General features: G+C 70.9%; 9 protein-coding genes. 3 read left to right on the top strand and 6 right to left on the bottom strand.

Annotated elements, in window-relative coordinates; all coding sequences use genetic code 11:
• Positions 1-3 precede the first annotated feature (3 nt).
• Positions 4-1,299, bottom strand: coding sequence for a nucleotide sugar dehydrogenase (locus H6X67_RS02380; protein ID WP_249367575.1), 1,296 nt, complete (start codon positions 1,297-1,299; stop codon positions 4-6).
• Between the two features lie 130 nt (positions 1,300-1,429).
• Here H6X67_RS02380 and H6X67_RS02375 point away from each other — a divergent pair, with 130 nt between their 5' ends.
• The gene (locus H6X67_RS02375) at positions 1,430-2,590 is read left to right on the top strand and encodes a glycosyltransferase family protein (protein ID WP_249367576.1); all 1,161 of its coding nucleotides are present in this window, start codon (positions 1,430-1,432) and stop codon (positions 2,588-2,590) included.
• A 34-nt stretch (positions 2,591-2,624) separates the two neighbouring features.
• The gene (gene wecB / locus H6X67_RS02370; RefSeq protein ID WP_249367577.1) at positions 2,625-3,704 is read left to right on the top strand and encodes a non-hydrolyzing UDP-N-acetylglucosamine 2-epimerase; all 1,080 of its coding nucleotides are present in this window, start codon (positions 2,625-2,627) and stop codon (positions 3,702-3,704) included.
• 28 nt (positions 3,705-3,732) lie between these two features.
• On the opposite strand, the gene H6X67_RS02365 is transcribed toward wecB, so the two are convergent.
• The 4 genes from H6X67_RS02365 to H6X67_RS02350 form a co-directional block, all read right to left on the bottom strand.
• Positions 3,733-5,832: a DUF6541 family protein gene (locus H6X67_RS02365; protein ID WP_249367578.1), complete on the bottom strand. Its 2,100-nt coding sequence runs from the start codon at positions 5,830-5,832 to the stop codon at positions 3,733-3,735.
• Entirely contained in the window at positions 5,829-6,935 is a 1,107-nt protein-coding gene (locus tag H6X67_RS02360) for a glycosyltransferase (protein ID WP_249367579.1), read from the bottom strand. The genes H6X67_RS02365 and H6X67_RS02360 overlap by 4 nt, the downstream gene beginning before the upstream one ends.
• Positions 6,932-8,263, bottom strand: coding sequence for a glycosyltransferase (locus H6X67_RS11970; protein ID WP_249375260.1), 1,332 nt, complete (start codon positions 8,261-8,263; stop codon positions 6,932-6,934). The genes H6X67_RS02360 and H6X67_RS11970 overlap by 4 nt, the downstream gene beginning before the upstream one ends.
• A 105-nt stretch (positions 8,264-8,368) precedes the next feature.
• Complete coding sequence (locus H6X67_RS02350; RefSeq protein ID WP_249367581.1) at positions 8,369-9,661, bottom strand: lipopolysaccharide biosynthesis protein; 1,293 nt, start codon at positions 9,659-9,661, stop codon at positions 8,369-8,371.
• An 85-nt stretch (positions 9,662-9,746) separates the two neighbouring features.
• On the opposite strand from H6X67_RS02350, the gene H6X67_RS02345 reads away from it, so the two are divergent.
• Positions 9,747-11,327 (top strand): asparagine synthase-related protein, encoded by a 1,581-nt coding sequence (locus tag H6X67_RS02345; RefSeq protein ID WP_249367582.1) that lies wholly within the window; start codon positions 9,747-9,749, stop codon positions 11,325-11,327.
• Between the two features lie 3 nt (positions 11,328-11,330).
• Here H6X67_RS02345 and H6X67_RS02340 read toward each other — a convergent pair whose 3' ends face one another.
• On the bottom strand, positions 11,331-12,326 hold the full coding sequence (locus H6X67_RS02340) for a glycosyltransferase family protein (protein WP_249367583.1): 996 nt from the start codon (positions 12,324-12,326) through the stop codon (positions 11,331-11,333).
• Between the last annotated feature and the right edge of the window lie 21 nt (positions 12,327-12,347).

The following is a 12,347-nucleotide window of genomic DNA, read 5'->3' as shown; positions in this document are numbered from 1 at the left end:
GGCTCACTCACCGCCGCCGATGACCAGGCGCGGGGTGCCGGCCCACAGGGCGGGGTCGGTGGCGCGCCGGCCGTCGAGCAGCAGGCGCACGCCCGGCAGGTCCGCGGGGGTGAGCGTGCGGTACTCGGGGTGGTCGGCCTGGACGATGGCGACGTCGACCTCCTCACCCAGGTGGTAGGGCTCCCAGCCGAGGGCGGCGAGCTCGTCGTCGTGGTACATGGGGTCCTGGACGAGGACGGTGGCGCCCTTGTCGCGCAGGGCCTCGACGGTGGGGAAGACGCCGGAGAAGGCCGTCTCCTTGACCCGGCCGCGGTAGGAGGCGCCGAGGACGACGACGCGCAGGCTGTCCAGGCCGCCCAGGACCTCCTCGGCGCGGGCCACGACGTAGGAGGGCATGGTGGCGTTGAACTGACGGGCGGTGCGCACCACCGTCGCGTCGGGGTCCGTGGACAGGTACAGGCGCGGGTAGACGGGGATGCAGTGCCCGCCCACCGCGATGCCGGGGCGGTGGATGTGCGAGTAGGGCTGGGAGTTGCAGGCGTCGATGACCTTCTCGATGTCGAAGCCGGCCTTGTCCGCGTAGACGGCGAACTGGTTGGCCAGGCCGATGTTGACATCGCGGTAGGTGGTCTCGGCGAGCTTGGCCATCTCGGCGGCCTCGGCGGTGCCCATGTCCCACACGCCGTTGGGGCGCGGCAGGTCCGTGCGCTCGTCGAAGTCGAGGACCTTCTCGTAGAAGCCGACGCCCTGGGCGGTGCCCTCCTCGCTCAGGCCGCCGACGAGCTTGGGGTAGCGGCGCAGGTCCTCGAAGACCCGGCCGGTGAGCACCCGCTCGGGGGAGAAGACGAGGTGGAAGTCGCGTCCCTCGACCAGGCCGCTGACCTCCTCGATGAGGGGCTTCCAGCGTCCGCGGGTGGTGCCCACGGGCAGGGTGGTCTCGTAGGAGACGAGGGTGCCGGGCCTCAGGTGGGCGGCCAGGGCGCGGGTGGCGTCGTCCATCCAGGTGAAGTCCGGCTCCCAGGTCTCGTCGTTGACGAAGAGGGGCACGACGAGGACGACGGCGTCGGCCCCGGGGACCGCCTCGGCGTAGTCGGTGGTGGCGCGCAGGGCCCCGGCGGGCACGAGCCGGGCGAGCTTCTCGGCCAGGTGGGCCTCGCCGGGGAAGGGCTCCTGGCCGCGGTTGACCGTCTCGACGGTGGTGGCGTTGACGTCGACGCCGATGACCTCGTGCCCCTTCTCGGCGTACTGGACGGCCAGCGGCAGCCCGATCTTTCCCAGGGCGACGACGGCGATGCGCATACGGGTTCTCCTTGATGGTAGGCGGCGCTGCGCCGATTCTAGTTCGTCGCTCGCCAGCCACGAGGCGCAGCACGGCACAACCGGGGTTCCGGACAACGTCTTCAGACTCAGGGAGGTTCCTGCCTCTAGGATGCCTGGCGTGAGCAGACGTCCCTCGTTCCTCGTCCTTTCCTTCTCCCCGATCCACCGCGACGCCCGTGTCCTCCGGGAGATCGGAGCCCTTGCAGAGGTGGGTGACGTCACCAGCGTCGGCTACGGCCCCACCCCCTCCGGGGTGGTCGAGCACCTGCGGGTCCCGGACTCGGCCCCCTCGCTGCCGCAGACGCCGACGGGCGTCGCCCGGCTGGCGCTGCGCCTGCTGAGGTCGGCGGAGATGGCGGCTCCCGCGGCCCGCGAGGCGATCCGGATGGTCGGTGACCGTCGCTTCAACATGGTGGTTGCCAACGACGCACGCTCGATCCCCACCGCCTTCGCTGTCGCCCACGGGGCACCGGTGTGGGCGGACATGCACGAGTGGGCTCCGGAGGAGCGCACGCACGTGCTGTCCTGGCGTCTGCTCGTGTCCCCGCTCATGGACCATGTCTGCCGCGAGTACCTGCCCCGCTGCGCCGCGGTGACGACGGTGGGCCGCCAGATCGCGGGGCTCTACCAGGAGCGTTACGGGGTCACCCCCCGACTGGTGTGCAACACCGCGCCTTACGCCGACCTGCGTCCCTCGCACCCGGCCCAGGACGGCACGATCCGTCTCGTGCACTCGGGCGGGGCCGTCGTCGGGCGCAATATCGAGGCGATGATCGACGCCGTCAAGGCGCTCGATGAGCGTTTCACCCTGGCCTTGTACCTCGTCACGGGCGGTGGGAACGACGGCGAGTACCTGACCAGCCTCAAGGCCCGGGCCTCCAGCTGTGAGCGGATCAGCTTCCCAGCACCTGTCCGCCCCGAGGACCTGCCCACCACCCTCAACCAGTATGACGTCGGTATCTTCTGGATCCCCCCATTCAACACGAACGCGCGCCTGACCCTGCCGAACAAGATCTTCGACTACGTCCAGGCCCGCCTGGCGGTCGCCGTCGGCCCGACGGCCGAGATGGTCGACGTCGTCAATGAGCACGGCCTGGGACTCTGCTCAGCCACGAACGAGGTGGAGGACATCGTCGCCACCCTGTCCTCGCTCACGCCCGAGTCGGTTGCCGCTTTCAAGGAGGCCGCTGACTCCGCCGCCCGGGAGCTGAGCTTCGAGCACGAGAAGCAGACGATCCACACCATCGTCCGCGACCTCACCGGCGCCTGAGGGCGCACCGACCCGACAGAAAGCGAGACCAGTCGTGCACGTTCTCTCCGTGGTGGGCGCACGCCCCCAGTTCGTCAAGCTCGCCCCCATCGACGCCGCCTTCCGAGCCGCCGGGGTCGAGCACGTCATCGTCCACACCGGCCAGCACTACGACCCGATGCTCTCCGACGTCTTCTTCCGGGACCTGGGGATCTCGGCCCCCGACGTGCACCTGGGCGTGGGCTCGGGCTCCCACGGGGTCCAGACCGGGGCCATGCTCGCGGCCATGGACTCGGTGCTCGCCGAGCACCGCCCCGACTGGGTGCTCGTCTACGGGGACACGAACTCGACGCTGGCCGGTGCGCTGTCCGCCGTCAAGCTCCACGTGCCGGTCGCCCACCTCGAGGCCGGCCTGCGCTCCTTCAACCGTGAGATGCCGGAGGAGGTCAACCGGGTCCTCACCGACCACGCCGCCGACCTCCTCCTTGCGCCGACCGCGGTCGGTGCCGCCCACCTCGCGGACGAGGGGCTGGCTGAGCGCACCGTCGTCGTCGGCGACGTCATGACGGACGTCCTGCTGCAGGTCCGTGACCAGGTCGCGGGATCGCCGTCGCCCGTCATGACCGAGCTCGGGCTGGCCGAGGGCTCCTACTCGCTGGCGACCATCCACCGCGCGGAGAACACCGATGACACCGAGCGGCTGCGCCGTGTGCTGGGCTCTCTCGCGGCCGTCGACCATCCCGTCGTGCTCCTCGCCCACCCCAGGCTCGTCGCCACGTGCGCCGAGCACGGCATCGCCCTGGAGGACACCGGGAACCTGGTCGTCCACCCGCCGCTGGCCTACCCCGATCTCATCGCCTCGGCCCTGCACGCCCGCGGCGTCGTGACGGACTCGGGGGGCCTGCAGAAGGAGGCCTTCCTGCTGCGGGTGCCCTGCACGACGGTGCGCCCGCAGACGGAGTGGGTCGAGACCGTCGAGCTGGGGTGGAACGTCCTCGTGGAGCCGGGTGCGGGCCTTGTTGCCGCCGCCTCCCGTCCCCGTCCCGAGGAGCCGGCTGCGCAGGTCGCCCACCCCTACGGGGACGGGCGCGCCGCCCGGAGGGTTGTCGCCGAGCTGGAGCGGGCGCTGCGGTAGCGCAGCGGGGGCGGCACAGGGACCGCCCCTAGTCCTGGACGACGCGCCCCTCAGGAGTGAAGGTGTTCAGAGCTCCATCGGAGCCCAGGAGCGGCTCGAAAGGCCGGTTGACGACCCACGGGAACCGCTGCGGGGCAGCAACGGTCCCGCAGGCGGTGATCCGGTAGACCGTTGCGGTACCACCGCTGGCAACCGGCTCGAAGCCCTCGGAGGTGTCCACCCCGTACAGGCCCGGGGCGCGCCCGACGACGTCGATGCCCGGCACCTGCCCCGGCTCGTCCTCGTAGAAGTAGCCGATCCCGTAGTGGTGCACGAGCCAGCAGATCCTCGGGTCCACAGCGATGTCATCGAAGTGCTCGGCCAGGTAGAGGGCATCGGTGTCCGCCGCTCTGAAGGTCAGGTGGGGGAAGACCGACAAGTTCCCCGCGATGGCCTGGACGTAGCCCGCGCCCGCAGCCGGGTCCCCCAGGACCATGAGCGAGGGGTCGAGCCTGCCCCGCAGCGACTCGATCATGCGGACCTCCTCCGCGCTCAGGGTCCGCACGAGGACCGTCGAGGTGGTGTCATAGGCTGAACGGGCCACCCTGGCGGCCGCGGGCTGCGCAGCGAGCGCGGGAACGAGCACGAGGGCTATCACGGCCACGGTGGACCGGAACTGGGACCACGCGGGTGCCCTGCGCATGAGCAGCCAGCGGGCAGCCACCGCGAGGAGCACGCTCGAGACCAGCGCGACCAACGGCATGATCCGGTAGGGATCGTTGTACCACAGGCCGGTGAGAGCACTCACCGGCCCCAGAGGGAAGTAGGTGCCGGCCAGGACCACCATCGGCAGGACCCAGGCCCACACGAGCCAGCGCGTGCGCCTGTTGCGCCAGGCGATCACGAGGGACGCCGCCACGAGAGGCAGTTGGCAGGCGAACCGAAGGGTGTCCGCCGCCCCGGTGCGCCCCCGGGGCCAGAGCGTCGCCATGGCGAACAGACGCATGGGCAGGCTGGAGGCACTGGGGCCGGTCTCACGCACCAGCCGAGCCAGGATCAGGGTCGCGCCACCGGAGACCAGGAAGGCGACGAGTAGGGCGGGCACGGTGGCGGACATGACCAGGAGCGCCCTCACAGCGGCGTGCCGACGGTGGGCCCAGACGAAGCGGCACACGAGCACGATCACGGCAATCAGCAACGGGGTCCCCGTCAGCAGGATCGAGAAGACGGCGGCCGGGTAGGTCGCGGCTGCGCCGGAGGCCGCCGTGGCCACCGCCACCAGGACGAGCAGGGCCCGGCGTCGTCCCAGCTCCGCAGGCCCCGTGATGAGACGCACGGCGTGGAGCAGCAGGGCCAGAACGGCCGGGAAGACCGCGTAGCCGAGGGCGTTCGGCCACAGCTGGCGTGTGTAGAGCATGTAGGCCGGGTAGACGGGGAACATGAGCGCTGCCGCGACGGCCACGACCGGGGCCAGCCGGAATCGCGGCAGGGCCTGCGCCGCGCAGGCCGCCACCCCGAGGCACCAGATGAGCGGCACGAGGACGACGAGCGCATTCGTGGCCTCCACGAGCTCAGTCCCGCCCTCGGAGGCGAGCGCGACCATCGCGTGCCAGACCAGGGGGTAGTAGGCGCGTGTCGAGTACAGGAGGCTGGCGGACCACGAGGCGCCGGTGAGCAGTGAGGCGTTACCCGTCTGGGTGATGGTCCACGCGAGGTTGTGGTGGAAGACCGGGTCGATCTGCTGGCCCGGCAGGGACGGGTCCCAACCAGTCAGGACGGGCCGGACGAGGACGAGCCAGGCCAGAAGGACGGCGGCCAGGGGCAGCAGGGTGTCCCGCCCCCTCGCGACCTCGGGATCGGGCAGGGCAGCCGGGACACTGCCACGCGCCAGCCTGCCGCCCGTCCAAGCGAGCAGGACGATCACGGTGAGACCGATGACCACGGGCACGGGCTCGAAGCGGATGCCGACCACCTCGTAGACGAGCCCCAGCAGGGCAATGGCCGCCATGCTCGTCGGTGCCGCACAGGCCGCGAGGAGCAGGCCCCGGTAGCCCAGGGAGCGCAGCACGAGCCCGCCCGGGACCAGGAGCAGACCAAGAAGCACCAGAGCCTGGGGCAGGAGGGCGGCCCAGGTGCCGAGGTTGTTCACGCCCGTCCTTCGGTGAGACGGCAAGCGGCCGTGCGCGCGCGCTCGGCCCACGTGTTGTCCGCTGCCGCAGCCCGCGCGAGCCTCGCACGCTCGCGGACCTCCTCGGGACAGGCTCTCAGGTGCTCCAGCAGCACACGCATCTCGTCCGCGTCGTAGGGCACGACCCACCCGGCGCCGTTGGCGGCGATGACGCGCCCGGCTTCCGTGCCCGCCGTCGCGATGACCGGGCGTCCGTAGGACAGGTACTCGAAGAGCTTGACGGGAACGGCGATGTCCCGGTACGCGGAAGGCTCCACGGTCAGCAGACCGATGTGCGCACGCTCGTAGACGGGCAGCAGCTCCTTCGAGCCCAGGTGAAGGGGGGTGATGCGGGGGTCCGCCAGACGCGGGTCCTGCCGCACGGCCGAGGCCCACTGGACCTCACGGGTCACCAGGTCCATGCTCACCCCGTCGGTGGCGGTCAGCGCCGTGACGAAGTCGGTGAGGACGTAGTGCTGGCCGAGCCCGCCGACGTACACCAGTCGCAGGCCCTCACCGCTGGACGGCAGGTCGAGGACGTGCCCCTCCTCACCCGCAGGAGGCAGGGCGGAGTAGGAGTCGCCCTCCCCCAGGCCGATGAGCGCGTGCATCGGCTCCGAGGGCAGGAAGAAGTGCACTCCGTTGCGGCGGTAGCCCATGAGGTCGAGCCTCTGGAGGGCGTTGGCAACCCGGTGGTAGACACCGAGGTCCTGGCCGGGGACCGTCCAGTAAGCGTCGCGGTAGAACACGCCCACCGGGATCCTGTGGCGGCGCATGAGGGCCATGACGCGGTAGTCGAGCGCCGGGGCGCGCAGGCCCTCACGCGTGCCGGTCGCCAGGAGGTTCGGCTGGGTGGAGTTCTCGCAGTAGAGGAAGTCAGGACGCTCACCGGCGTTGAGCCGCTCCCTCAGGGCGGCGAGGCGGGCGCGTCGCTCACGTACCGTCCCGGTGAGGTCGAGCACGCGGTAGCCGATCTGCTCGAAGGCCTGGCGCATGCGCAGTGGCCGCAGGCGCGAGGCCGCCGTCGGGTTCTCCTCAAGGGGGTAGGGGGCGTGGAAGACCGTCCACGGCTGGTGCGCGCTCACGACCGGCTCCCCTCGACCACGCGCCGGGCGAGCCCCGCCAGGTGCTCGGCCAGCGCCGTGTACTGGCGCGGCGCGTTGAACTCCTCGTCCCAGGTGCGTCGGGCGGCCGCCCGGGTACGGGCCATGGCCCGCTCTTCCTGGTCGGCGACCTCCGCAACTGCCCGGGCGATGTCCTCGCCAGTGGCCTGGGCCGGCACGAGGCGGCCGTTGACACCGTCGTGCACGATCTCCCGCGTGCCGCCGACGTCCGTGGCGACGACGGGCAGTCCCGCGGCCATCGCCTCCATGATGGACACGGGCACGCCTTCCCCGGAGGAGGTGTTGGTCAGCAGCGTGTAGCCCCCGGTGGCGAGGAGCTCGCGGGTGCGGGCGTTGGGCACGTAGCCGAGGAGCTCGACCTGCGCACCAGGGGCGACCGCGTCGGCGTAGCCGCGCATCTGAGCCAGGCGCTGCTCGTCTCTCTCCCCGATATGGGTCCACCTCACGGGCCGCCCCTGACGGGCCAGCACACCGACGGCATCGGCGAGCCGGTCCACACGCTTGTAGGGCGCCAGGTGGGAGCAGGAGACGATGTGGACGGGTACAGGCCGCCCGGTTGGCTCGGCGTCCCCCGGGACCGGGGCACCGGGGGCGTCCGGGGGCAGTGGCATCGCCCCGGCGGGGGCCGGGACCCCCAGGTGACGGATCTCGATGGCGGCGCCGTCGGCCTTCCTGTAGGGCAGCAGGAAGGACTGCGCGTAATGGGAGATCGGATAGATCTCGTCCAGGCCGGACACGAGACGACGCCGGGCGGGCAGGTGGCCCCCGGGGGAATCGGCCTCGTCGACGTCGTAAGCGTGGGCGCGGGAGACGGCGACGACCTCGGCGTCGTGGACGGCCTTGAGCATCCGGGCGACGCCGGCACCGTGATACAGCCAGTAGCCGTAGGCGACGAAGGGCCTGCCGGCCAGGTGCTCGCGGTAGAGGCGGGTGGTCAGGAAGAGGTCGAGGCGGTGCAGGACGTCGACGGCGTAGTGGAGCTCGCGCACGAGCGGTTTCGCTCCGGCGCTGCTGAGCTCGACCCTGCCAGGGCCCGCGAGCAGCCGCGGCGCGAGGTGCACCAGACGCTGCTTCCAGATGCGTCCATCCTCCAGGGGCAGCAGGACCGCGGTAACGTTCGGCGGCAGGGTGCGGGTCTTGGCGGCCCCGACGGACACGCGCAGGGGCACGACCCACACCTGCGCGAAGCGCTCGGCGAGGTAGCTGATCTCCTGCTCGAAGAACTCCTCCCCCACATCGAAGGGGTAGGTGTCGGTGAAGACCACCAGGGGGACGCTCACGGGCTCCACGCCGTTCCTTCCTTCCATGGACGCCCGGTCACGCGGCACGCGCCAGGCGTGGGCATTGTCGCACGCGGCTGCGCAGTGAGCCGGGACCGCACGGCTCCTGGACGGTCAGCCCCGCGCCCCCGGCTCACGGTCGTAGGAACGTGCGGTGAGCACCGCCATGACGAGCATGCCGCCGAGCATGAGCGCCATGAGGACGCCCAGCACGGTGATCGTGGGCATGATCTCCAGGGGGCTGAGCCACAGCCACGTCAGGGGCACCACGCAGTAGACGACGGCAAAGGCCAGCAGTCGGCTCTGCTGCTCGGTGACGACGAAGATGTTCGAGACCGGGGAGGTGAGCACGTTCATGAACAGCCAGGGTGTCAGCGCCCGCGCGTAGTAGCCGGCCTCGTCCCAGGTGGTGCCGAAGACCAGCGGGAAGAGCCAGGGGGCCACGACGTAGAGCAGGGCGAAGGGCACAATCGACACAAGCACCGCTCTCCACAGCACGGCCCGCACCAGGGGGAGCATGGTGCCCCTCGGCGCGTCGGAGAGCTTCTTGAGGAACACCTGGGCGACGGAGCCGGCAATGAGCGCGACCGGCACCTGCATGATGTTCCAAGCGAGCTGGAACTGGCCGAGGGCCGCCACGGAGACCGCTCCGATGACGAGGTTGATGCCGTTGTTGCGCACCGCGTCCACCAGGACGTTGGGACCGTTGAGCAGCGGCATGCGATAGTAGCGGACCGCCATCTCGCGCATCGTGGGCGCCTCGGGTCCCAGGGGGGCGCGCAGCTCGGGTACCCGGCGCTCAAGGGAGATGAGGGTGACCGCCTGGCCGAGGATAGTGCCCAAGACGATGGCCGGCAGCCCTCCGTGCATCACCAGACCGACCAGGAGCTGGCTTCCGGCGACCGCCGTCGACTGCAGGACGCGGTTGCGCGCGATGTCGCCGAAGCGTCCCTTACGGGTGAGCCAGTACTGGACGTTGGCGATCTGTGCGACGAGGAAGACGGTCAAGCCCGAGCCCATGAGCCACCACATGAGGGTGTCGGAGTGGTGGTAGTGGTCGCGCAGCAACGTCGCCCCGAGGACGCAGACGAAGGAGGTGAGCAGGGCGGAGACGAGGATGCACCGCCATGACAGGCGGGCGAGGACCCGGGCCGAGAGGTCGTCCTTGGGCAGGATGACCGTGAGGTCGAAGCGCAGGGCGGCGAAGGTGATGACGAAGCCGGTGATCGACCCGTAGATCCCGAACAGCCCCTTGTCGACGTCCGAGTAGACTCGCGCGATGAGGACCTGGAGCGCGAAGGTGATGACCTGCCCCGCTGCGGTGCCCGAGACCAACGTGAGGATCGCCCCGACCACGGGGCTGCGCTCCTTGAGCGACTCCCATCGCTGGCGGAGCGGCTGTGTCATGCGGGTATTGAACCACGCGGACCACTCATGACACCCCGCGTCGCCTCCCATCCCGCTGACCGCACTCCCCGACGAACGGACCACGATGGACACCCTCCGCCTCCGGCTCACCTCCCCGACCTGGTCCGATGCCTCCCCCGCGGGAGCGCGGTTGTGGAGCCCGCTGCGCCCCGGCCCTGAGGAGGCCGACTCCGTGGCGGCCACGCCCGCCGAGCAGCGCGCCGGCCACTGGACACTGCTCGAGGAGGGACCGACGACGCTGCGGATCACGACCGACCTGCTGCGTTCGCACCACCTCCTGCTCACCTTCGACGACGGTGCGTGGGTCGTGACGGACGACCCCCAGATCCTCAGGGACTGTGTCACCGACTGGCGGCTCGACGTCGAGCAGGCGGAGGTCTTCCGGCACTCGGGATTCACCGTCGGCGCGGGCTCCCTCATCGCCGGGGTCCACTCGACCCCGGTGGCCAGCGTCGTCACACTCCACCAGGACGGAACCTGGACCGTCGAGCCGTGGACCTCGTACCGCTACCGGGTGGAGCCGGTGACGGACCCGGTGGACTTCGGCAGGGCACTCGCCGACGTGCTCGACACGACCGTCACCAGGATGCTCCGGCAGGCCGGGTCCCGCCAGCTCGTCCTGCCCCTGTCCGGAGGGATCGACTCCCGGCTCCTGGCCGTGTGGCTCCGCAGGCACGACGCCGACCGCGTGAGCGCCTTCACCTACGGCAAGCCGGGTAGTGCTGAGGTCGAGGTCTCGAGGCGAGTGGCCCAGGAGCTCGGGATCGACTGGTTCGGCGTGGACCTGGACCCCAGGCGAATGGCTCAGGCCTGGTTCTCCGGTGAGGCCGAGGACTTCCAGCGGCTGACCTGGGGCGGGACCTCACTGCCTCACGTCCAGGACTGGTGGGCGCTGCGCGAGATGAGCCGCAGGGGTCTGGTCGATGCCAACGCCGTGTTCCTGCCGGGTCACACCGTCGTCGGCAACATGCACGATGACGACCTGCTCACACGCCCGGTGGGACGAGCCGAGGTTCTGTCCACCATCGCCCGTCACCACACCTGCCTGCAGGGCAACAAGGAGGTGTTCCGCTCCTCGGACCTCCTGGGGCACGAGATCGTGCGCGCCGCCGCGGAGGTGGATTTCGACCCGGCCCGCGAGCGCAGCGTCCAGGAGGTCGTCGAGTGGTTCAACCTCCGTGAGCGCCAGGCGAAGTACATCAACAACTCGGTGAAGCCCTACGAGGCCTTCGGCTACAGCTGGGCGCTGCCCATGCTGGAGCCGCAGATGTGGTCCTGGCTGCTGTCCGGCTCGCAGTCGCTGACGGCCACACGGGACTGGTACGCCAGCTTCACCTCGGAGGTCTACGCGCAGGCCACGGGCGCGGATCCCGGCTACTACGTCCGCCCGGTTGCGAGGATCCCGGCTCTGCCCAAGCGGGTGCTCCGGGTGGGGATGGAAGCGACCGGCACGAGCCGTCTGCTGAGCAGGTACCGGTCGCTGCGGGTCATGCTCGACCACCCGATGGCCTTCGAGGCCTTCAGCGCGGTGGTGCCGCGCAACGAGCAGGTGCGGCGCTTCGCTGCCGGTGCGAGCTCGGTAGGGCTGTGGTCCTCCCTGTTCCTCGACGGGCGTTGGGGCTCGCGTCTCGTCCCCGGGTCCTGAGGATCAGGTCAGCGCGTTGTAGCGCTCCACGAGGCGCACCACCGCGCGCTCCGGGCTGTGGTGGTGCTGGACCCAGGCGCGGGCACCGACGGGGACATGCCCGTCGAGGCCGTCGACGACGCCCTGCAGGGCGGTTTCGACAAGGTCGGCGGGGTCGGCCGGGCCTCCGAGGACGGGGACATCGGCGGTGGTGTCGTGGGCGCCGTCGTACCAGTGGCGGTTCAGTGGCATGACGAGTGGGACCCCTGTGGCGACGGCCTCGAGCTCGGAGACGCCCATGGTGCCGGTGAGCTGCCCGACGGCGAGGGTTCCTGAGGCGAGCCAGGTGGCGTAGGCCTCGTGGCTCATCCGTGGCAGGAGCCGCACGCCGTGCTCCCGGGCCGCAAGGTGGGCGTGAGCACCCCAGTCGATACCCTCGAGGACGACATCGTCCCCGAGCCTGCCCCGCAGGGCCCGGAGGAGCTCGAGCTGGTTCTCACCGCCCTTGGCCGGGTCCCAGCGCGACGGGAAGAGGATCCGGGGCGGCGCCGGGCGGCCGGGCACGGCCTCGGGCACCTCACGAACGTCAACGATGACGGGCTGGAGAGTGGCGTCGTCCCTGAGATCAAGCACGTGCTCGGCCAGGTCGGGGGTCGTGTAGTAGACGTCCAGCGCCCCCCGGACGGCGTCAGTGACGAGAGAGGTGTAGCGCTCCTCGTAGCGCCGGGTGCGGATGTCGGTGCCGTGCAGGTGCAGGGTGTAGGGGCGTCGCAACCACCGGGTGTGGGCGGTGACAGTGGCGCCGTGGACACTCAGCAGGTCGGTGGCAAGCGCCCGCTGGAGGAGGCCCGCCTCCCAGGCGGCGCCTCGCAGCGCACGGCGCAGGGCGCGCGTGCGCGGGGACCAGGAGGGGTCCACGCGGGCGGTGTCGTACAGGGACCAGCTCAGGCCTTGGCGAGCGGCCTCGGCGACGAGGGCGGAGCCGATGCGCGCGACGTCATTGACGTGGAGGACCCTCACGGGCTCATCCTCCCACACCGC

Source organism: Actinomyces sp. AC-20-1 (assembly GCF_023369555.1).
In the GTDB taxonomy this organism is placed as follows: domain Bacteria; phylum Actinomycetota; class Actinomycetes; order Actinomycetales; family Actinomycetaceae; genus Actinomyces.
The sequence above is the reverse complement of the archived record's forward strand: the minus strand, read 5'-3'. Positions and strand labels throughout refer to the sequence as shown.

Coding starts and splice junctions, on each gene's coding strand:
- H6X67_RS02380 (WP_249367575.1), bottom strand. CDS start 1,299: ATGCGCATCGCCGTCGTCGCCCTGGGAAAGATCGGGCTGCCGCTGGCC.
- H6X67_RS02375 (WP_249367576.1), top strand. CDS start 1,430: ATGCCTGGCGTGAGCAGACGTCCCTCGTTCCTCGTCCTTTCCTTCTCC.
- H6X67_RS02350 (WP_249367581.1), bottom strand. CDS start 9,661: ATGACACAGCCGCTCCGCCAGCGATGGGAGTCGCTCAAGGAGCGCAGC.
- H6X67_RS02345 (WP_249367582.1), top strand. CDS start 9,747: ATGGACACCCTCCGCCTCCGGCTCACCTCCCCGACCTGGTCCGATGCC.